Origin of the sequence: Paucidesulfovibrio longus DSM 6739, assembly GCF_000420485.1 — a bacterium.
GTDB classification, from domain to species: Bacteria; Desulfobacterota; Desulfovibrionia; order Desulfovibrionales; family Desulfovibrionaceae; genus Paucidesulfovibrio; species Paucidesulfovibrio longus.
On sequence record NZ_ATVA01000012.1, the window covers coordinates 391,553 to 410,605 of the forward strand.

Sequence of the window (19,053 nt, forward strand, 5' to 3'; positions counted from 1 at the left end):
CGGCTCAGGCCGGATCTTGGATCGCGGCCCGGACCACGGCGCCCACCAGGGTTTCGTAGTCCATGCCGACCCTCTCCGCCGCTGCGGCGAGGCCCGCGTCCGGCGCGATGCAGGGATTGGGGTTCACGTCGATGACAAAGGGCCTTCCTCCCGCATCCACGCGCAGATCGACGCGCGCATAGCCGCGCATCTCGAAAAGCACCCAGCAGGCCATGGCCAGGGACTTGATGTCGCGCAGGAGCACGGCGTCCCCCTCGCCGAACTCGAAGGTCCGGGGCGTGTGTCCGTAGGCGAAGGAATCCTTGTCCCACTTGGCTTCGTAGCCCAGGATGCGCTGCTGTCCGGGGGCGAAGCCCTCGAAGAGGATCTCCGCCGGGGGCAGCACGCGCGGGCGGCCGTCCGTTTCCAGCAGGGCCACGTTGAATTCCCGCCCTTCGACGAACCCTTCGGCGAAGTATTCCAGGCCGGAGGCCTTGCGCCGCTGGCGCAGGAGGTTCAGCAGCTCCGCCCGGCTGCGGATTTCCACGACCGCGTCTTCGTTCAGGCCCACCGAGCCGTGCTCGTAGATGGGTTTGACGATGAACGTGCCGCAGACCTCGCGCTCCTCGCGGGTCAGGCGCCGGGCCGTGTACCAGGGCGGGGAGGGCACGCCCGCGATGCGCAGCAGCTCCTTGACGCGCAGCTTGTCCGCGGCGACGAAGACCGGGTAGCTGCCGCAGCCCGTGAGCGGGAGGCCGAGCGCCTCCAGCAGGGAAGGGGCCAGATGGGCCAGCCGGGCCTGGCCGCCGCAGGACTCCACCAGATTGAAGACCAGATCCGGCGGAGCGCTGCGCAGGCTCTCGGCCACGGCGTCCAGGTCCAGGCCCAGAGGCGTCTCGCGGACCTCGTGCCCCAGGGAGCGCAGGGCCGCGCCCACGGCGCGCGCCTGGACGAGGTTGTCCAGCTCGTCCTCGCGCGCGTCCCCGTTGCCGGGGCCGGAGGGCAGGAGGTCGTGGAGCACCTCGACGATCATGCGCATCTCCAGAGCGCGTCGTTGCGCGCCGGGGCCTTCCGGACGCGCTCGCGGGCCGAGGCCAGGATGCGCCCGATAAGCTCCTTGAAGGATATGCCGTTCATTTCCGCGAGGATGGGCAGGTCCGAATATCCCGGATGCAGCCCGGCCAGTGGGTTGATTTCGATGATGTTGGCCACGCCGTTTTCGTCCAGGCGCACGTCCACCCGGCCGCCGTCCCGGCAGCCGATGCCGCGCCAGGCGGCCAGGGCCACGGCCTCGGCCGCGCGGGCGTCCTCGTCGTCGCGCAGGAAGTAGTCCACGCGCGACTCCCAGCCTTCCTTGTTCACGAAGGAGTAGACGCCGGGCTCGGCTTCGCCGCGCAGGAGAACTTCCATGACGCCGCAGGATTCGGCCTTGTCGCCGGTCCCGGTGATGCCCACGGTGAACTCGCGTCCCGGCAGGTAGGTTTCCACGAGCACGGGCTGGCGGAAGCGCTCCAGCAGCCTGCCGCAGACCTCCTCCAGCTCGGCGCGGGAGCGGATCACGGACTTGCCGTCGATGCCCTTGCCCGTGCCTTCGCTGATGGGCTTGGCAAAGAGCGGGTAGGCCATGTCCAGCCCTTCCAGGTCCGCGGGGCGCTCCACCACGGCGAAGTCCGGCGTGGGCACGCCCTGGTCGCGGAAGACGTGCTTGGCCATGCCCTTGTTCAGGGTCAGGCACATGACCAGCGGGTCCGAGAAGGTGTAGGGCACGCCGTAGGCGTCGAGCAGCGCGGGCACCAAAGCCTCGCGGCCGTTGCCGTAGAGGCCTTCGGCGATGTTGAAGACCATGTCCCAGCGCTCCCCGGCGGCGAGTCGCTGGACCAGCCGCTGGGCGTTGCCGATCAGCTCGGCCTGGTGGCCGAGTTCCTCGATGGTGGTGCGCAGGGCCTGGATGGTTTCGGGCGAGTCGAACTCCGCCGAATCCTCATGGGAAATGCCCATGGCCAGGTAGTCGTCGCGCAGATCGTAGGTGATGCCGATGCGCATGTCGCTCTTCCTCATTGGGTCGGGCCGCCTTTGGAGGCGGAGTCGGGATAGCGGAAGGTCCGGCCCTGATAGTTGGTCAGGATCAGGTCGTCGCCTTCCCTGCCGGTCACGTATTCGGGCAGCAGGGGAATCTTGCCGCCGCCGCCGGGCGCGTCGATGACGAACTGGGGCACGGCATAGCCCGAAGTGTGGCCGCGCAGGCCCGCGATGATCTCCAGCCCCTTGGACACGGGCGTGCGGAAGTGGCCCGAACCCGGAACCGGGTCGCACTGGTAGAGGTAATAGGGGCGCACGCGCTGCTTGAGCAGCCCCTGGAAGAGCTTGGTCATCACGGCGGGCTCGTCGTTGACGTCCTTGAGCAGCACGGTCTGGCTGCCGAGGGGGATGCCCGCGTCGGCCAGGCGCGCGCAGGCGCGGGCCGATTCCGGGGTCAGCTCGTCCGGATGCGCGAAATGCAGGCTCATCCAGAGCGGGTGGTAGCGCTTGAGCATGCGCACCAGGGCCGGGGTCACGCGCTGGGGCAGGACCGCGGGAACCTTGGTGCCGATGCGGATCATCTCCACGTGCGGGATGTCGCGCAGACGGGAGAGCAGCCACTCCAGGGCGGAGTCCTCCAGGGTCAGCGGGTCGCCGCCGGAGAGGAGCACGTCGCGGATGGCCGGGGTCGCGGCGATGTAGTCCAGGCCCGCCTGCCAGCGGCGGGGCGTGGTCTGGTTGGCCTCCCTGCGGCCCACGGCGCGCGAGCGCGTGCAGTAGCGGCAGTAGGTGGAGCAGAAGTCCGTGACCAGGAACAGGGTCCGGTCCGGGTAGCGGTGCACCACGCCCGGCACGGGCATGTCGTGGTCCTCGCCCAGGGGGTCGGCGCACTCGCCGACGGACATGCGCGACTCGGCCCGGGTGGGGATCACGCAGCGGCGCAGGGCCTGGCCCGCGTCGTTCGGGTCGAGCAGCGAGGCGTAGTAGGGGGTCACGGCAAAGGGCAGCGCTCCGCCCTGCCCGGAGAGGGCCAGCCGTTCCTCCAGGGAAAGATTGAGTATTTCGGCGATGCGCTCCGGCGAGGAAATCCGGTTGGCGAGCTGCCAGCGCCAGTCGTTCCACTGGCTCAGGCCCGCGCCGGGAAAATGCCTGCGCATAAAAGAAGCCACGTCACCGTGGCGGATGGGGACGACGTGCCGGCGGCGGGTGGGGCCTTCGACCAGGGGCGCGTCGCAGGGACCGGCCAGCGTGGGCGCGATCAGGGAAGCTACTCCAGGGTCGGGAGGGACGGATTCCTCAAGATCCAGGTGCGTTTTGCTCATGTTTTCTCTCCGTTCTCGGTTCCGGCGCGGCCATCGCCGCGTACCGGGTGATGAAAGTTGCTCTTGTCTCGACCCGTTGAGGGACGTTCGTTCCTTATTCCTGGGACTGGATCACTTCGATGTCTTCCACCGTCAGGACGGGAAGCCCTTTTTCGCCGTCTTCCATGTCGCCCGAAACCCAGATCCGCTTGCCGACCATGTCTTCCAGGGCCTCGCCGCGCAGCTCCACCGCGCCCTTGGCCTTGTCCATGAGCAGGTAGCGGCCGTCCAGCTCCGTGAGCTGTCCGCTGGCCGTGGCCAGTTCGGCCGCGGCCGGGCCGCAGAGCAGCAGCAGGAGGCATAATCCTCCGGCAAGACCTGCGAGGGTGCGTTTCATGTCCGCCCCCGGCTAATCCAGGTAGGTCATGTATTCGTCGTCCTCGCCCCCGACCACGTCGTCGTAGTAGCGGCTGACGATGCGGTATTCCTGCACCTCGATGGTCTTCATGCCGTTCTGGCTGCCGACCTTGCCGCGCAGGGAGACCTCCTCCTGGCAGAGGTTCACGAGGTCGTCGATGTACTTGTCCGAGACGACCAGATACTCGCTCTCGTCGATGCCGGAGAGCACGACTCCGCTGATGTTCTCATAGTCGCCGTCGTAAACGGGGTAGAGAATGCCCGTGACCGTGACGGTCTTTTTGCTTTCAGCCATGACCACTCCCTGGCGGGAAGTCCCGCCGTTTGTTTTGATCGTTGCCCTCTTAAGGCATACGGCGTGCCATGCTGAAAAAGTTCTTTATTTCAAGATGTTGCCGCGATGCCGGGAAAAGATGGGTCGGAACGCGGAGTTCCGAAACCGAAAAGGGCGGAAAGCGTGCGGAAAAGTCTAGAGAATAAAGTATGAAAAATCAAAAGGATGCAAGATCGGAACAGGAGGTTCCGAAGGGGTGGAAACAGGAATCCGGAATTCTTTAAGCGCGTGACAACCGGGCGTGGCCCTTGAGCATTCCTTGGAGCCGGATGGTGTCAAATCGCGGAAAAAACGAAAATCGTGCGCAACGGCGCAAGATGGGTAGGATGCCGGGCTCAGCGCTTTGGTTCGCGCCGGTCCTTGAATTCTTCCTTGTGCAGTCCGTGCTTGGTCATGAGCTTGTGCAGCTGGCGGGTGGTGATGCCCGCGTGCGTGGCGCTGTGGTCGATGCGGCCGCTGTAGCGCTCCAGAATCTGGCGCAGGTAGGCGAGTTCCACCTCTTCCACGGCCCGGCGGCGAACCTCCTCCAGGGGCAGGTCGCTGTCCAGCAGGGCCACGGGTACCATGCCTTCGGCCTGGAACATCTCGGCGGGAAAGCTGTCGCTGCTCAGGCTCGTCCCGGTCTCCAGGATCAGGGCGCGCTCCAGCAGGTTTTCCAGCTCGCGCACGTTGCCCGGCCAGTCGTACCTGCTCAGCGCTTCGAGCACGTCGGGCTCCACTTCGAGAATGGGCTCGGCTTCGCCCGGCTGGAGCCGGAGCAGCAGCGACTCCACCAGGGCGGGCATGTCCGCCTGGCGCTCGCGCAGGGGCGGAATGTCCAGGGTGAAGACGTTGATGCGGTAGAAGAGATCCTTGCGGAATCGGCCTTCGCGGCAGAGCGCGTCCAGGTCGTCGTTGGTGGCGGCCACGATGCGGATGTCCACCTCGATGTCGCGGGTGCCGCCCACGCGCTGGAAGGTGCGGCTCTGGAGCACCTCGAGGAGCTTGATCTGCGAGGAGGGAGGCAGGGTGCCCACCTCGTCCAGGAAGACCGTGCCGCCGTCCGCGACCTCGAATTTTCCGGGCTTCTGGCGCACGGCCCCGGTGAAGGCTCCTTTCTCATGGCCGAAGAGCTCGCTCTCCACGAGATTTTCGGGGATGGCTCCGCAGTGGATGGAGACGAAGGGCTTTCCCGCGCGATTGGAAAGGGCGTGGATCAGGCGGGCCACCGTGCTCTTGCCCACGCCCGTCTCGCCGGTGAGCAGCACCGTGGTCCGCGTGGGTGCGACCCGTCCCGCCTTGGCGAAGACCTCCTGCATGGCCGGGGTGCGCGTGCGGGTGAGTTTTTGAAGGTCCGGGGCCTGGCCGTTCCCGCAGGGGTAGGCGGGGTGGCCGTGTTCGGTCCGGGCGCGGCCGTGGGGCGGCAGGATGGGAAAGCTTTCTGGGCGGTCCATGCAGTGCACATCCCTCAAAGCCGTGCAGCTGTCAATGGCGGGTTCGTGATGTGCGGCCGAAACGGGCACGCACGATCAAGGCGCTTTGTCAATCCGCTGATTTGGAAAGCCGAGCGGCGGGAAAAGGGGGTGAGAGGCCCTTCCGGAAGTCGGAAGGACGAGTCGAACGCACTTTTTTATATCGAATTCGGCAAGCATGAAGAAGTGTTACAATGTCGTCTCCACACTGTTCTAATTTTCACAATTTGCTTGCCAAAAAAAAAGGAACAACGTAAAGCCGCAAGGGTTTCCAGAACCGTCTGCGGGGGGCAGGCGGCAGGTCTCTTTCGCCTCCGGTTGAAGGCCCGAAGCAACTGCAAGACGCGGCCATTCTTGGCCCAACTCCCCGAACGGCAACGGAATAATGACGACGGCTGAGGCTACGTGCGCGCAACATCGGCTACGGTCGCCGAGGGGACGCGCACCCAGGCATTCATCCTGAAGCGAGGTGTCCATGTCCAACCTGCTTTTGATCCTCATCCTCCTGCCCGTGCTTGCCGCACTGGCCTGCTTCGTCGTGCGCGCGAGCGCCGTCAGGCGGCTGGTCGTGCCCGTCACGGGCGGCGTGCTCGCCGCGGCGTCGGTGGCCCTGCTCATGCAGGGACCGATCGAACCGTGGTCTCCGGGCGCGCTCTTCGGCCTGAGCTGGGACCTGATCATCACCGTGCTCGACTTCGCGCTGCTCGGAGTGATTTTCTTCTACGGTCTCAAACTCAAGAACGTGCTCATCCAGCTCTTCACCCTGGCGCAGATCGTGCTGCTGGCGGTGTTCGAGTTCGTGATGGTCGAGCACGCCGCGACCCCCGCCTTTGCGGCGGACAACCTTTCACTGATCATGGTGCTGATCATTTCCATCATCGGCTCCCTGATCTGCATTTTCGCCCTGCCCTACATGAAGAGCCATGAGGAACATCTGCATCTTGAAAAATCCAAGCAGCCTCAGTTCTTCTTCTTCCTGGTGCTCTTCCTGGGCGCCATGAACGGGCTGGTCCTGGCCAACAACGTGCTCTGGCTCTACTTCTTCTTCGAGGCGACCACCTTCTGCTCCTTCATGCTCATCGGGCACGACGGCACGGAGATCGCCACGAAGAACGCCACCCGCGCTCTGTGGATGAACAGCCTGGGCGGCCTGGCCTTCGTGATCGGCATGATGCTGGTCTACAACGGACTGGGCACCCTTTCCCTGGCCGCGATCCTTTCCGCCGGGCCGCAGGGCGCGCTCGTGCTCACGGGCATCGCCATGATGTGTCTTGCGGGCTTCACCAAGGCCGCGCAGGTGCCCTTCCAGGGCTGGCTGCTCGGCGCCATGGTCGCTCCGACCCCGGTTTCCGCGCTGCTGCACTCCTCCACCATGGTCAAGGCGGGCGTGTACGTGGTGCTGCGGCTGTCCCCGGCCTACCAGGGCACGCTGCTCTCCGAGACCATCGCCATCTGCGGCGCGTTCACCTTCCTGGCCTGCGCCGCCCTGGCCATCGGCCAGAGCAACGGCAAGAAGATCCTGGCCTACTCGACCATCTCCAACCTGGGGCTGATCATCGCCTGCGCGGGCCTGAACACCCCGCTGGCCCTGACCGCCGCCGTCATGCTGATCATCTTCCACGCGGTGTCCAAGTCCCTGCTCTTCCTCTGCGTCGGCACCATCGAGCAGGAGATCGGCAGCCGCGACATCGAGGACATGCGCGGCCTGTACGAGCGCATGCCCCGGACCTCGTTCATCGCCATCACCGGCGTGCTGACCATGCTCCTGCCGCCCTTCGGCGTGCTGCTGGGCAAGTGGATGGCCATCGAGGCCGCCGCCGGGTCCATCTGGGTCATCATCATGCTCGCCCTGGGCTCGGCCCTGACGGTCGTGTACTGGGCGCGCTGGGGCGGCGGACTGATGGGCTCGCGCGAGCCGGGCAAGCCTTCCGAGAGCCTGCCCCTGCTCATCAACCTGCCCCTGGTGCTGCTCTGCGTCGGCGCGGTGGTCCTTTCCGCCGCCACCCCGGTGATCTACAAGACGCTCATCCAGCCCATGCTGCCGGGCGTCGGACCTGCCGTGAACATCGGCATCGGCTCCCTGGGAGCGTTCGAGGTCTACGGATTGTACATCGCCCTGGGCGCGGGTCTGGTCGTGGCCTTCATGGCGGGACGCCGCGCGCCCAAGCTGCGCAAGGTCGCCCCCTACATGGGCGGCGCGAACCTGGGCCTGGAAGGATCGTTCAACGGTCCCATGAACCAGCCCGTGGCCTTCGGCGCAGGCAACCTCTACCTCTCCGAGATCTTCGGCGAGGAACGCCTGACCATGTGGGTCAACATTCTGGGCGCGGCGCTGACCGTGCTCATGATCGGAGGGGGGCTGTAATATGAAATACCTGATTCTCGCACTGATCGGCCTGATCGCCGCCCCGCTCGCGGGCGGACTGCTGGCCGGCATCGACCGCCGCATCACGGCGCGGCTCCAGTCCCGGCAGGGCCCGCCGATCATGCAGGCCTTCTACGACGTGCTCAAGCTCTTCGGCAAGGAGCCGCTGGCCCTGAACAAGTGGCAGATCATCTGCGCCTGGGTCTATCTCATCGGCGCGGCCGCCTCCTGCGTGCTCTTCTTCATGCAGTCCGATCTGCTTTTGATCTTCTTCGTGCAGGCCGTGGGCGCGGTCTTCCTGGTCATGGGCGCCCTCGCGGGCCGCTCGCCGTACAGCCAGGTGGGCGCGCAGCGCGAGCTGATCCAGATCCTGACCTACGAGCCGCTGCTCGTGCTGGTCTTCGTCTGCTTCTACCTCGCCACCGGCAGCTTCAACGTCTCGGACATCATCGCCGTGGACAAGCCGCTGCTGGCCCGGCTGCCCCTGGCCTACATCGTGCTGACCTACGCGCTGACCATCAAGCTGCGCAAGTCGCCCTTCGACTTCTCGACCTCGCACCACGGACACCAGGAGCTGGTCAAGGGCGTGCTCACCGAGTACTCCGGCCCGTACCTCGCCCTGGTCGAAGTGGCCCACTGGTACGAGACGGTCCTCATCCTGGGCATCTGCGCTCTGTTCTGGACCACGAGCTGGTACTGGATGGCCGCGCTGCTCGTCTGCACGTACTTCCTCGAACTCGTCATCGACAACACCATGGCCCGCATGACCTGGCGCTGGATGCTCAAGTACGTCTGGGGCGTGGGCCTGGCCATGTCGGTCGTGAACCTCATCTGGCTGTACGCGGGGTAGGGATATGTTCAAATCGCTCATCAAGAATTCGCGCGCCAAGTCCCCGTGGATCATGCATTTCGACTGCGGGAGCTGCAACGGCTGCGACATCGAGGTACTGGCCTGCCTGACCCCCATGTACGACGTGGAGCGGTTCGGCGTGGTCAACGTCGGCAACCCCAAGCACGCGGACGTGCTGCTGGTCACCGGCACGGTGAACCATCGCAACAAGAAGGTGCTCAAGAACATCTACGACCAGATGCCCGAGCCCAAGGCCGTCATCGCCATCGGCGCGTGCGGCACCTCCGGCGGCGTGTTCCGCGACGCCTACAACGTGGTCGGCGGCGTGGACAAGGTCATCCCGGTGGACGTGTACGTACCCGGCTGTCCGGCCAAGCCCGAAGCCATCATCGACGGCGTCGTGGAAGGCCTGAAGAAGTTCCAGCAAAAGGTGGAGCAGGCCGGCTAGGCGGCTCCGCAAGGGGAATATGACGTGAAAGGTAAGGAAATCGCCGTGACCCGCGACAATCTGGTCAGCGAGGTCATGAACATGAAGAACGAAGGGTACCGCCTGGTGACCATGACCACCGCCCTCACGGGCGAGGACGCGGTCGACGTGCTCTACCACTTCGACAAGGAGCTCGAGGTGGTCCACCTCCGGCTTCCGGCCCAGTTGTCCCAGCCCGTGCCCAGCATTTCCGGCGTGTACTTCTGCGCCCTGCTGGCCGAGAACGAACTTCAGGACCTCTTCGGCATGAAGTTCGCCGGGCTCGTGCTCGACTTCAACCGCACCTTGTACCTCGACGAGGAGATCACCACCGTGCCCCTCGTGAACAACGTCAAGGTCGTGGGCAACAACTAAAAGGGGGACGAACATGGCTCGTACTGTTATTCCCTTCGGCCCCCAGCATCCGGTTCTGCCGGAGCCGATCCACCTCAAGCTGGTGGTCGAGGATGAAATCGTCAAGGAAGCCGTGCCCGCCCTGGGCTACGTGCACCGCGGACTGGAAATGCTGGTGGCCAAGCGCGACTTCCACCAGATGATCCAGGTCTGCGAGCGCGTCTGCGGCATCTGCTCCATGATCCACGCGGTCTGCTACTCGCAGACCATCGAGGAGATGATGGGCATCGAGGTGCCGAAGCGCGCCGAGATCCTGCGCGTGGTCTGGTCCGAGCTGCACCGCATCCATTCCCACCTGCTCTGGCTCGGCCTCTTTGCCGACGCCTTCGGCTTCGAGTCGCTGTTCATGCAGCTCTGGAAGATCCGCGAGCGGGTCATGGACATCAACGAGGCCACCGCGGGCAACCGCGTCATCGTCTCGGTCAACGTCATCGGCGGCGTGCGCGCCGACCTCAGCGCCGAACAGCGCGACTGGATCGAGGGCGAGCTGAAGATCATCGAGAAAGAGGTCAAGGCCATCCAGTCCACCATGCTCAATGACTACACCGTCAAGGCCCGCACCGTGGGCAAGGGCGTGCTGACCTACGAGCAGGCCTACGAGCTGGGCGCGGCCGGCCCGACCCTGCGCGGCTCCGGCGTCAAGTCGGACATGCGCATGCTCAAGTACGGCGGCTACAGGCACCTGGACTTCGAGCCGGTCATCGAGACCAGCGGCGACTGCTGGGCGCGCGGCGCGGTCCGCTTCCGCGAGGTGCTCCAGTCCATCGACCTCGTGCGCCAGGCCATGGCCAAGGTGCCCCGGGGCGACCGCGAACTGGCCGCCAAGGTCAAGGGCAATCCCGAAGGCGAAGGCTTCATGCGCGTGGAGCAGCCGCGAGGCGAGTGCGTCTACTACATCAAGGCCAGCGGCAAGAAGAACCTGGACCGCCTGCGCATCCGCACGCCCACCTTCGCCAACGTGCCGCCGCTGCTGGCGATGGTGCCGAACTGCGAGCTGGCCGACGTGCCGGTCATCGTGCTGTCCATCGACCCGTGCATCTCCTGCACGGAAAGGTAAGGAGGCGAAGATGCTGTTTCTGACGCCGACCGTCCTGAAGAACCTGTCCAAGAAGCCCGCCACCCGGAAGTATCCCTTCGTGGTGCGCGAGCCCTTCGACAATTATCGCGGCGAGCTGGTCATCAATGCCTCGGAGTGCATCCTCTGCGGCTCCTGCATGCGCAAGTGCCCGTCCCTGTGCATCACCGTGGACAAGACCGCCGAGACCTGGGAATGCGACCCGTACGCCTGCATCTACTGCGGGCATTGCGTCACGGTCTGCCCGACGCACTGCCTGAGCATGAAGAACGTGCACCGCGCCCCGGCTCCCAAGAAGATCAACATTCTGGAGCACGGCGAAGCGCCCAAGAAGAAGAAAAAGGAAGAGGGCGCCGAGTAGCGCCCCCTTGTCGGCGGGACCGCCTTGGGGCGGTTCCCGCCGGCTTTCCGGAATCATACGAGCGCCCGGCCCCGGCATTGACGTCCGGGTGCGGGCGCTTTCTCCGTCCGCGTTCGTCGTTCGCTCTCGGCCTCGGCGCGAAAACGTTGCACGCCCGGCGCGGAAACTCCTCCCGCAACCCTTGCCGTTCCTGTACTTGTGGGGTAGTGAATCCCTTCGCTTTCTTTCCTACCAAATAAGTATGAAATAGGAACCTCCACACATGCAGTTGAAGTTTTATCCGGGCACGAACCGGATCGTTTGCCGTTGGACCGAACAGGTTCCCTTTGTCATGGGCGAGAAGCGCGGGACCATCGAGAAGGTGCGCAGCATCAACCTGCGCGTGAACAAGGGCGGCAGCCTGCGCTCCAAGGACGTGCAGCGCCACGGCTCGCACCCGCTGTTTCAGGCGGTGCAGGATTTTTGTCAGGAGCTGCGCCGCTGCGGCGTGCTCCAGGGCGAACCCGAAGAGCAGCCCTGCGTGCATTGCGGCGCGCTCACGGACGTGGTCCCGTTCTACGATCCGGGCCGGGGGCGCATGGTCTGGGCCTGCGCCGAGCCGGACACCTGCGGCCACGGGCGGCAATAGCGCGCCGCGCGGTTGCGCCCCGGCGCGCGCTGGGGCAGGATGCCGCAGCAAGCGGAAAGCAATCAACGGAGCGGAATATGAGCGATCACAGAATCATCGATCCGGCGTCGCGGCAGATGCGCCTCCAGGCCGATCCCGACCTGGAGTATATGTATTATGATGTCTTCAACGTCTTCGTGAGTCCGGAAGAAGTGGTGGTGGAACTCGGCAACCGCCACCGCGGCCAGCCGGACAGCGGAACCGTGCACCAGCGCATCGTGCTCTCCCCGAACACGGCGCGCCGCCTGGCCCATACCCTGAACCAGGGCCTCCAGACCATGGAGGAGCAGGTGCGCACCGCCCTGGCCGAGGCCTCGCGGGGCAAGGCGAACTAGGCGCCCGGTTCCTGCGCGGGCCAGCCCCGGAGGCGGTAGTATTCCTCGGTCATGCGGGCCATCTCCTGCTCGGTGACGCGCTTGCCGTCGGGCAGTGCCTCGCGGGTCAGCCGCCCGGGCAGGCGGTCCGCGTCCGGGGACATGCCTTCGCGCAGGTTGAACGCGCGGGTCAGGTCGACCACCCGCCGCGCGATCCTTTGCAGGCGCGCCTTGTCGCCCGGAAGCCCCGTGAGCAGCTCCACGAGCTTGCCCAGCTCTTCCCAGGAATACATGTCGCGGTAGAAGCGGCAGAGCACCAGGCAGTCGAAGAGCGCGAGCCGGTCCTCGAAGTCGATGAGCATTTCCGCCTTGCCCTCGATGCGCTCCGGCGGAATCATGCCGGACAGCTCCGGCTTGTAGAAGGTGGTGCGCAGGTGGCAGGCGCCCCGCGCCGTGGTGGCGTAGGTCAGGCCCATGCCCTTGAGCGCGCGCGGGTCGTAGCCCGGCGGCTCCATGCCCTTGACGTGCACGGCGATGTCTTCCAGGCCCCATTCCTGCGCCGCGTGGCGGATGCCCTCGGCCAGCACCGCGCCGTGCCCTTCGCGCGCGGCGATGGAGCGCAGCAGCGCGGCGCAGCCGTCCGGGTCGTTGTAGCGCACCACGGGCTCGATGCGGCCGCGCAGTCCGGCCTCGATGGCCAGCCCGCAGAGGTTGCCTCCGGTGATGGTGTCCAGGCCCAGGCGGTCGCAAAGATCGTTCAGGTACGCGATCTCGGCCATGTCCTCGATCATGCACAGGCCGCCGAAGGCGTAGATGGTTTCGTATTCGGGGCCTTCGATGCGCAGCCCGTCGCGGCGTCCCCCCTTGATTGTGGTCAGCCGCCCGCAGGCCATGAAGCATTTGCGGCAGGCGTTCGGAGTGACGTCGTGCTCCGCATGGTAGGCTTCCCCGGCGATCTTTTCCCAGTGCTCGCACGTTCCCTGGCTCCAGTAGCGCGCGGGAAAGGCTCCCGCCGTGTTCATCAGCGCCACCATCATGGTCGTGCCGAAGCGCTTGTAGGCCTTGACGCCGGGATTATCCCGCCCGGACGCGGCAAAGCCCTTTGCCTGGGCGGCCATGCCCTTGGGATCGGCCAGGGGGCGCTTGCGGTCCCCGGCGAAGACCACGGCCTTGAGATTCTTGGAGCCCATGACCGCGCCCGTGCCGCCGCGCCCGGCGCTGCGCCAGTAGTCGTTTTCGATCAGGGCGAAGCGGACCCGGTTTTCCCCGGCAGGGCCGATGACCACGGCGCCGGGCCGGGAAAAGCCCACGGGCGCGAAGCGCTCCCTGGCCTCGTCCTCGGCCTCGTAGGTTTCCATGCCCCAGAGGTCGCGGGCGAGGTGGAAATCCACGCCGTAGGGATGCACGCCCAGAACCATGGGACGATCGGCGCGGCCTGAGATGACGATGGCGTCGTATCCGGCGGAATCCATGGATTCCGGCACTTTTCCGCCCGCATAGGACTCGCAGTAGAGCCCGGTCAGGGGCGACTTCGTATAGACGCCGTAGCGGCTGCCGCCCCAGGCCGGACCGTTGCAGGCCGGTCCCGTGGCGAAGATGAGTCGGTTTTCCGGGCCGAGCGGATCGGCTCCGGGCGGGTTTTCGTCGAGCAATAGGCGCGTGCCCAGCCCCTTGCCGCCCAGGTGGTCGGCCAGGATTTCCTCGGCCAGGGGGACGACGTCGAAGCAGCGTTCGGTCAGATCGACCTTGAGCACTCGCCCGTAAAATCCATACATCGAAACTCCTTGTTTTCCTTATGCTTTGATTGCGCGCAGCCCGTCTTCCATGATGGAGAGCCCGCGCTCCAGTTCCTCGTCGCTGATCACCAGCGGCATCAGCGTGCGGATCACGTTGCCGAAATTGCCGCAGGCCAGGATGATCAGGCCCTTTTCGCGGCAATAGCCCACCAGGGCCTTGGCCTTGTCCGTTGCCGGGCGTTTGCTCTCCCGGTCTTCCACCAGCTCCAAGGCCAGCATGGGGCCTTTTCCGCGCACGTCGCCGATGATCTCGAATTCCCTTTGCATTTCCAGGAAGCGGCTTCGGAGGGTTTTGCCGAGCTGTTCGCCGCGACGCAGCAGGCCGTCCTGCTCCAGGGCGTCGAGCACGGCCAGGGCCGCGGCGCAGCAGAGCGGGTTGCCGCCGTAGGTGCCGCCCAGGCCGCCCACATGCGGGTCGTCGAGCAGCTCGGCCCGGCCGACCACGCCGGAAAGCGGCATTCCCCCGGCCAGGGATTTGGCCACGGTGATCATGTCCGGGGCCACGTCCCAGTGGTCGATGGCGAAGATCTTCCCGGTCCGCCCGAACCCGGTCTGGATCTCGTCCACGATCATCTGGATGCCGTACTTGTCGCAGATGGCCCGCAGCTTGGGGAAGTATTCCGGCGGCGGGGTCACGAAGCCGCCTTCGCCCTGCACCGGCTCCACGAGAAGCGCCGCGACTTCCTCGGCGGCCACGTAGGAAACGAAGAACTCTTCGAGATAGTCGGCGCAGGCCACGGAACAGCGGGGATATTCCAGCCCCAGGGGGCAGCGGTAGCAATAGGCGTAGGGCGCGCGGTAGATTTCCGGGGCGAACGGACCGAAACCGAACTTGTAGGGCTTGGATTTGCTGGTCAGGCTCATGGTCAGCAGGGTCCGGCCGTGAAAGGCGTTCTGGAAGGCCACGACAGCCGGGCGCTTCGTCTTGTAGCGCGCGATCTTGACGGCGTTCTCCACGGCCTCGGCCCCGGAATTGAGAAAAAAGGACTTCTTGGCGAAGTCGCCGGGAGCCAGGGCGTTGATGCGTTCCGCCAGCTCCACGTACGATTCGTACATGAAGACGTGGAAGCAGGTGTGCAGAAAGCTGTCCGCCTGCCGTTTGATCGCCTCCACCACCCTGGGGTGGCGGTGGCCCGTGTTGAGCACGCCGATGCCGCCCGCGAAATCGATGTATTCGTTTCCTTCCACGTCCGTGATGCGCGCGCCTTCGGCTTTCGCGGCAAAGGCGGGAACGGTGTTGAAGGGACCGCGTGGCACGGCCTTTTCGCGGCGCGCCAGGAGGCTCTTGTTGTCGGCCATGTCCTTCTCCTTGGTTTATCTCCTTCAGAAGATGCTGTTATCGTTTGCTTTCGATTAAATCTTTTCGATGATGGCGGCCACGCCCTGCCCCCCGCCGATGCAGGAGGCCGCGCAGCCCAGCCTGCCGTTCTCCGCCTGGAGGATGCGCGCCAGGGTGCCCACGAGCCGGACGCCCGTCGCGCCCATGGCGTGGCCCAGGGCCAGTCCCCCGCCCTTGACGTTGACCCGCCCGGCAGGCAGGCCCAGCTCGCGCATGGCGTGCAGCACGACCACGGAAAAGGCTTCGTTGATCTCCCAGAAATCCATGTCCTCGACTTTGTAGCCGCCTTTTTCCAGGGCCATGCGCGCCGCCGGAACAGGAGCCGCGCCCATGATCGTGGGATCCACCCCGGCAAAGCCGATGGAGCGGATCGCGGCCAGGGGCTTGATGCCCCGGCGCTCGGCCTCCTCGCGCGAGAGCAGCAGCATGGCCGCGGCTCCGGAGTTCAGGGGCGAGGCGTTGCCCGCGGTGATGCCGCCGTTCTCCTTGTCGAAGATGGGCTTCAGCCCGGCCATGGATTCGAGGTCCGCGCCTTCCCGCACGGCCTGGTCGCGGTCCACGCGCAGCACGCTGCCGTCGGCCTGGGGCGCGTCCACGGGCAGAATTTCGCCGTCGAAGAATCCCTCCTCGCGCGCCAGGGTGGCGAGCCGGTGGGAGCGCACGCCGAACTCGTCCATCTCCTCCCTGGTGATGGAACCCTGCTTCCAGAGCTTCTCCGCGGTCAGGCCCATGACCATGGTGGTGTCCATGTCCCAGTGCGCGTAGCGCTCCTCGCGGAACAGGGCGGGGTTCATGCTGATGGTGCCTTCCTGGAAGAGCTTCGGACCCATGGGCACGCGCGTCATCTGCTCCATGCCGCAGGCCAGGACCGCGTCGGCGTAGCCGGAGGCGATCTCCAGATAGCCCATGTGCACGGCGGCCATGCCTGAACCGCATTGCTGGTCCAGAAACCGCGCGGGCACCGAGGCGTCGAGGTTGGCCTGGAACACGGGCGTGCGGCCGCCGAAGGTCCAGTTCTCGGTGACGCCCAGGGCGCAGCCCACCAGAAAGTCGTCCAGGTCGGCGGAATCGAATGCGGCGCGTTCCAGCAGGGCCGGAATCACGGCGCAGAGCAGGTCGTCGGCGCGCAGGGCGTGGAACCAGTCCCGCTCGGGGTCTTTGGGCCGCGCGCGGGATTGCGCGGTGCGCAGGTATCCGGCGATGACCACTTCTCTCGTTTGCATCGAAATCTCCTTGCAGGGCTTGTCTATTCGACCAGGCCGCACCAGCGCGCCGCGAACAGGGCGTAGGCCTTGGCCGTGTGCGTCACGCTCGAGAGCAGCACGCGCTCGTCCGCGCCGTGGATGCGCTCTGCCACGGGACCGTAGCAGCAGCCGCGCGCCGAGCCGTAGTCGTAGAAGGCGCGCAGGTCCGTGGTGCAGGTGGAAACATATTCTTCGACCGGCTCCCCTGTCAGGGCCTCGTGGCACTGGGCCAGGGCCTCCAGGGGCTGGGCGTCCCGGCGCTGCACGTGCCCGTCCGAGCGGAACCCGTAGAATTCCACGACGGGCGGATTTTCGGCCAGCCAGGGGTCGGCCTTGGCCGCCCTGGCCACGGTCGCCTCGATCTGCTTGCGCACGTCCTGGAAGCGCTGCCCCGGCAGGTAGGCCATGCGGCAGCGCAGCGTGGCCGAGGCGGGCACCGTGGAAGGCCAGTCCCCGCTCTGGAGCGCGCCGACATTGAGGTTCAGGGGATGCTCGAATTCGTCGTAGGGCGCGGGCAGCGGTCCCTGGTTCATTTCTTCTTCCAGCTCGCGCAGGGCCTGGATCAGCGGGAAGCATTTTTCCAGGGCGTTGGCTCCGGCCCCGGCCTCCTGCACGTGTACGGGCCTGCCGCCCACGTCGATGCGGAACCAGAGCACGCCCACCTGGGCGGTGTAGAGCCGGGGGCCGAAGGGTTCGGGGATGAGCACCGCATGGGCGTCCACTCCCGCCACCCGGCAGGCCAGGGCGCCGTTGCCGGAACACTCCTCCTCGATGACCGCTTCCAGAGTCAGGGGCGAGGCCAGACCGAATCCGGCCTTGCGCAGGGCGTAGGCCGCGTAGGTCATGGCCGCGACGCCGGATTTCATGTCGCCCGCGCCCCGCCCGTACATCCAGCCGTCCTCGACGACCGGCTCGAAGGGGTCGCGGCTCCAGAGGCCCAAAGGCTCCGGGCTGACCACGTCGAGATGGCCGTTGAAAAGGGCGCTCTGGCCGCCGATGCCTTCGGGGGCGGTGGGCTCGGCCTCGATGCGCGAGACCACGTTCCAGCGGTTTTGGGCGGCCCAGGGCACGGGCGCGAAGCCCGGATGCGTGCGCAGCACGTCGTAGTCGATGGGCACGAGCCGCATGGGCAGGCCCAGGCGGGTCAGCTCGTCGGACATGAGCCGCAGCGCGCCTTTCTCGTTTTCCAGGGTGCTCGGCTCGGCCACGAGCCGGGCCGTGAAGTCGAAAATGTCGTCGGCGAGGGATTCCACGGTTTCGACGATTTTTTGTTCCTGTGCGTTCAATTCGGTTCCTTCGGATAATGGATTCAGAATCTCGGAATCTCCCCCTGGGGCGCGATGATCTGGGCCTCGGTCTTGGCGCGCACTTCCTCCAGCGTGACGCCTTCGGCCAGCTCGCGCAGACGCAGGCCGTCCGGTCCGGGGTCGAGTACGGCCAGTTCCGTGATGATGCGGCTGACGCAGCCGCGCGCGGTTACGGGCAGGGTGCATTCGCGTAAAATCTTGGGTGCGCCGGAGCGCGTGGTGTGCGTGGTCGTGACGATGACCCGCCGGGCCTTCTGGGCAAGCTCCATGCCCCCGCCGATGCCGGGCGCGAACTTGCCCGGAATGATCCAGTTGGCGAGGTCGCCGTTGCCCGCCACTTCCAGCGCGCCGAGCACGGCCACGTCGAGACGGCCGCCGCGCACCAGGGCGAAGGAAAGGGCCGAGTCGAAGAAGGCGGCTCCGCTCCGGGTGGTGATGTACCCGCCGCCGGAGTCGATGAGCGCGGGGTGGGCGCGGTCCATGCCGCAGCGCGGCCCCATGCCGAGCACGCCGTTTTCGCTGTGCACGTAGATGTCCAGGTCCGGGGGCGTGTGGTCCAGGAGCAGGGTGGGCAGGCCGATGCCGAGGTTGACTACCTCGCCGTTTCGCAGCTCGGCCGCGGCCCGGCGGGCTATCTTGAGCTTAGAGGACATGATGCTTGAGCACTCCGTAGGCTTCGTTCCTGGTGTCGGCGGGCACGACGTGGTCCACGAACGCGCCGGGCAGGTGCACGGCGTCCGGGTCCAGCGCGCCGGTCTCCACGATTTCCAGCGCCTCCACGATGACCAGGTCCGAGGCCGTGGCCATGAGCGGGTTGAAATTCCGGGCGGTCTTTTCGAAGACCAGATTGCCCCAGCGGTCGGCCCTGGCCGCGTGGATCAAGGCCGCGTCCGCGCGCAGGGACGGCTCCACGATGCAGGTCCGGCCCTGGAACTGGATGGTTTCCTTCTGCTCGCGCAGGATGGTCTCCAGGCCGATGTCCGTGAGCAGGCCGGGCAGGCCCGCACCGCCCGCGCGAATCTTCTCGGCCAGCAGTCCCTGGGGGTGCATCTCCACCTCCAGTTCGCCCCGGTTCATCATCTCGATGACCGCGCCGTTCAGGCCCATGTGCGAAACCACGAACCGCTCCGCGCAGCCCGCTTCGATGAGCGTGGAAATGCCGATTCCCTGTTCGTTGGCATCGTTCTTGATCAGCGTGAGCCCTGTCAGGCCGCGCGCGAGCAGCGCCCGGATCAGGGTGAAGGGCGTTCCGGGCGAGCCGAACCCGCCGAGCATTACGGACGCGCCGCCGCGTACGTTCGCCAGCGCCTTGTCCGCCGTCGTCGTCTTGTCGATCACTTGCTTCTCCGTCCCG

The 19,053-nt window shown here is 66.2% G+C and carries 20 protein-coding genes; 8 read left to right on the forward strand and 12 right to left on the reverse strand.

Annotated features, from left to right (window positions below; genetic code table 11):
- Nucleotides 1–4: 4 nt before the first annotated feature.
- The 6 genes from G452_RS0106455 to G452_RS18415 form a co-directional block, all read right to left on the reverse strand.
- A complete protein-coding gene (locus G452_RS0106455) occupies nucleotides 5–1,012 on the reverse strand; it encodes a D-alanine--D-alanine ligase family protein (RefSeq protein WP_040368294.1) in 1,008 nt (335 codons plus the stop codon).
- Nucleotides 1,009–2,037 carry a D-alanine--D-alanine ligase family protein gene (locus G452_RS0106460; protein WP_022661450.1) on the reverse strand — a complete coding sequence of 343 codons (1,029 nt, stop codon included), beginning with the start codon at nucleotides 2,035–2,037 and terminating at the stop codon, nucleotides 1,009–1,011. The genes G452_RS0106455 and G452_RS0106460 overlap by 4 nt, the downstream gene beginning before the upstream one ends.
- On the reverse strand, nucleotides 2,034–3,320 hold the full coding sequence (locus G452_RS18410) for a KamA family radical SAM protein (RefSeq protein ID WP_022661451.1): 1,287 nt from the start codon (nucleotides 3,318–3,320) through the stop codon (nucleotides 2,034–2,036). Before G452_RS18410 ends, G452_RS0106460 begins: the two co-directional genes overlap by 4 nt.
- 94 nt (nucleotides 3,321–3,414) lie before the next feature.
- Nucleotides 3,415–3,696 (reverse strand): hypothetical protein, encoded by a 282-nt coding sequence (locus G452_RS0106470; RefSeq protein WP_022661452.1) that lies wholly within the window; start codon nucleotides 3,694–3,696, stop codon nucleotides 3,415–3,417.
- A 12-nt stretch (nucleotides 3,697–3,708) separates the two neighbouring features.
- Nucleotides 3,709–4,011: a hypothetical protein gene (locus G452_RS0106475; RefSeq protein ID WP_022661453.1), complete on the reverse strand. Its 303-nt coding sequence runs from the start codon at nucleotides 4,009–4,011 to the stop codon at nucleotides 3,709–3,711.
- A 374-nt stretch (nucleotides 4,012–4,385) separates the two neighbouring features.
- Nucleotides 4,386–5,483, reverse strand: a complete 1,098-nt coding sequence (locus G452_RS18415) for a sigma-54 interaction domain-containing protein (protein ID WP_022661454.1) — start codon at nucleotides 5,481–5,483, stop codon at nucleotides 4,386–4,388.
- A 493-nt stretch (nucleotides 5,484–5,976) separates the two neighbouring features.
- Here G452_RS18415 and G452_RS0106485 point away from each other — a divergent pair, with 493 nt between their 5' ends.
- From G452_RS0106485 to G452_RS0106520, 8 genes are all read left to right on the forward strand, one after another.
- Nucleotides 5,977–7,866: an NADH-quinone oxidoreductase subunit 5 family protein gene (locus G452_RS0106485; RefSeq protein WP_022661455.1), complete on the forward strand. Its 1,890-nt coding sequence runs from the start codon at nucleotides 5,977–5,979 to the stop codon at nucleotides 7,864–7,866.
- Between the two features lies 1 nt (nucleotide 7,867).
- Nucleotides 7,868–8,716 carry a respiratory chain complex I subunit 1 family protein gene (locus tag G452_RS0106490; protein ID WP_022661456.1) on the forward strand — a complete coding sequence of 283 codons (849 nt, stop codon included), beginning with the start codon at nucleotides 7,868–7,870 and terminating at the stop codon, nucleotides 8,714–8,716.
- A gap of 4 nt (nucleotides 8,717–8,720) precedes the next feature.
- Entirely contained in the window at nucleotides 8,721–9,164 is a 444-nt protein-coding gene (locus G452_RS0106495) for an NADH-quinone oxidoreductase subunit B family protein (RefSeq protein ID WP_022661457.1), read from the forward strand.
- Nucleotides 9,165–9,188: 24 nt separating this feature from the next.
- The gene (locus G452_RS0106500) at nucleotides 9,189–9,557 is read left to right on the forward strand and encodes an NADH-quinone oxidoreductase subunit C (protein WP_022661458.1); all 369 of its coding nucleotides are present in this window, start codon (nucleotides 9,189–9,191) and stop codon (nucleotides 9,555–9,557) included.
- Nucleotides 9,558–9,570: 13 nt separating this feature from the next.
- Nucleotides 9,571–10,653, forward strand: a complete 1,083-nt coding sequence (locus G452_RS0106505; protein WP_022661459.1) for a hydrogenase large subunit — start codon at nucleotides 9,571–9,573, stop codon at nucleotides 10,651–10,653.
- 10 nt (nucleotides 10,654–10,663) lie between these two features.
- Nucleotides 10,664–11,032, forward strand: coding sequence for a 4Fe-4S binding protein (locus tag G452_RS0106510; RefSeq protein WP_022661460.1), 369 nt, complete (start codon nucleotides 10,664–10,666; stop codon nucleotides 11,030–11,032).
- Between the two features lie 262 nt (nucleotides 11,033–11,294).
- A complete protein-coding gene (locus tag G452_RS20495) occupies nucleotides 11,295–11,660 on the forward strand; it encodes a hypothetical protein (RefSeq protein WP_022661461.1) in 366 nt (121 codons plus the stop codon).
- 77 nt (nucleotides 11,661–11,737) lie between these two features.
- Complete coding sequence (locus G452_RS0106520; protein ID WP_022661462.1) at nucleotides 11,738–12,034, forward strand: DUF3467 domain-containing protein; 297 nt, start codon at nucleotides 11,738–11,740, stop codon at nucleotides 12,032–12,034.
- Here G452_RS0106520 and G452_RS0106525 read toward each other — a convergent pair.
- From G452_RS0106525 to G452_RS0106550, 6 genes are read right to left on the reverse strand one after another with little or no spacing between them, the layout of a single operon-like run.
- On the reverse strand, nucleotides 12,031–13,788 hold the full coding sequence (locus tag G452_RS0106525; RefSeq protein WP_022661463.1) for an aldehyde ferredoxin oxidoreductase family protein: 1,758 nt from the start codon (nucleotides 13,786–13,788) through the stop codon (nucleotides 12,031–12,033). The genes G452_RS0106520 and G452_RS0106525 overlap by 4 nt on opposite strands.
- Before the next feature lie 18 nt (nucleotides 13,789–13,806).
- Complete coding sequence (gene gabT / locus G452_RS0106530; protein WP_022661464.1) at nucleotides 13,807–15,108, reverse strand: 4-aminobutyrate--2-oxoglutarate transaminase; 1,302 nt, start codon at nucleotides 15,106–15,108, stop codon at nucleotides 13,807–13,809.
- 54 nt (nucleotides 15,109–15,162) lie between these two features.
- On the reverse strand, nucleotides 15,163–16,371 hold the full coding sequence (locus G452_RS0106535) for an acetyl-CoA C-acetyltransferase (RefSeq protein WP_022661465.1): 1,209 nt from the start codon (nucleotides 16,369–16,371) through the stop codon (nucleotides 15,163–15,165).
- A gap of 23 nt (nucleotides 16,372–16,394) precedes the next feature.
- Nucleotides 16,395–17,678, reverse strand: a complete 1,284-nt coding sequence (locus tag G452_RS0106540) for an ArgE/DapE family deacylase (RefSeq protein ID WP_022661466.1) — start codon at nucleotides 17,676–17,678, stop codon at nucleotides 16,395–16,397.
- Between the two features lie 23 nt (nucleotides 17,679–17,701).
- On the reverse strand, nucleotides 17,702–18,352 hold the full coding sequence (locus tag G452_RS0106545; RefSeq protein WP_022661467.1) for a 3-oxoacid CoA-transferase subunit B: 651 nt from the start codon (nucleotides 18,350–18,352) through the stop codon (nucleotides 17,702–17,704).
- On the reverse strand, nucleotides 18,342–19,037 hold the full coding sequence (locus G452_RS0106550) for a CoA transferase subunit A (RefSeq protein ID WP_022661468.1): 696 nt from the start codon (nucleotides 19,035–19,037) through the stop codon (nucleotides 18,342–18,344). The genes G452_RS0106545 and G452_RS0106550 overlap by 11 nt, the downstream gene beginning before the upstream one ends.
- Between the last annotated feature and the right edge of the window lie 16 nt (nucleotides 19,038–19,053).

What these genes read in the sequence shown, in the direction of transcription:
- G452_RS0106455 (WP_040368294.1), bottom strand. Translation starts at nt 1,012, where the DNA reads ATGATCGTCGAGGTGCTCCACGACCTCCTGCCCTCCGGCCCCGGCAAC.
- G452_RS0106460 (WP_022661450.1), bottom strand. Translation starts at nt 2,037, where the DNA reads ATGAGGAAGAGCGACATGCGCATCGGCATCACCTACGATCTGCGCGAC.
- G452_RS18410 (WP_022661451.1), bottom strand. Translation starts at nt 3,320, where the DNA reads ATGAGCAAAACGCACCTGGATCTTGAGGAATCCGTCCCTCCCGACCCT.
- G452_RS0106470 (WP_022661452.1), bottom strand. Translation starts at nt 3,696, where the DNA reads ATGAAACGCACCCTCGCAGGTCTTGCCGGAGGATTATGCCTCCTGCTG.
- G452_RS0106475 (WP_022661453.1), bottom strand. Translation starts at nt 4,011, where the DNA reads ATGGCTGAAAGCAAAAAGACCGTCACGGTCACGGGCATTCTCTACCCC.
- G452_RS18415 (WP_022661454.1), bottom strand. Translation starts at nt 5,483, where the DNA reads ATGGACCGCCCAGAAAGCTTTCCCATCCTGCCGCCCCACGGCCGCGCC.
- G452_RS0106485 (WP_022661455.1), top strand. Translation starts at nt 5,977, where the DNA reads ATGTCCAACCTGCTTTTGATCCTCATCCTCCTGCCCGTGCTTGCCGCA.
- G452_RS0106490 (WP_022661456.1), top strand. Translation starts at nt 7,868, where the DNA reads ATGAAATACCTGATTCTCGCACTGATCGGCCTGATCGCCGCCCCGCTC.
- G452_RS0106495 (WP_022661457.1), top strand. Translation starts at nt 8,721, where the DNA reads ATGTTCAAATCGCTCATCAAGAATTCGCGCGCCAAGTCCCCGTGGATC.
- G452_RS0106505 (WP_022661459.1), top strand. Translation starts at nt 9,571, where the DNA reads ATGGCTCGTACTGTTATTCCCTTCGGCCCCCAGCATCCGGTTCTGCCG.
- G452_RS0106510 (WP_022661460.1), top strand. Translation starts at nt 10,664, where the DNA reads ATGCTGTTTCTGACGCCGACCGTCCTGAAGAACCTGTCCAAGAAGCCC.
- G452_RS20495 (WP_022661461.1), top strand. Translation starts at nt 11,295, where the DNA reads ATGCAGTTGAAGTTTTATCCGGGCACGAACCGGATCGTTTGCCGTTGG.
- G452_RS0106520 (WP_022661462.1), top strand. Translation starts at nt 11,738, where the DNA reads ATGAGCGATCACAGAATCATCGATCCGGCGTCGCGGCAGATGCGCCTC.
- G452_RS0106525 (WP_022661463.1), bottom strand. Translation starts at nt 13,788, where the DNA reads ATGTATGGATTTTACGGGCGAGTGCTCAAGGTCGATCTGACCGAACGC.
- gabT (WP_022661464.1), bottom strand. Translation starts at nt 15,108, where the DNA reads ATGGCCGACAACAAGAGCCTCCTGGCGCGCCGCGAAAAGGCCGTGCCA.
- G452_RS0106535 (WP_022661465.1), bottom strand. Translation starts at nt 16,371, where the DNA reads ATGCAAACGAGAGAAGTGGTCATCGCCGGATACCTGCGCACCGCGCAA.
- G452_RS0106545 (WP_022661467.1), bottom strand. Translation starts at nt 18,352, where the DNA reads ATGTCCTCTAAGCTCAAGATAGCCCGCCGGGCCGCGGCCGAGCTGCGA.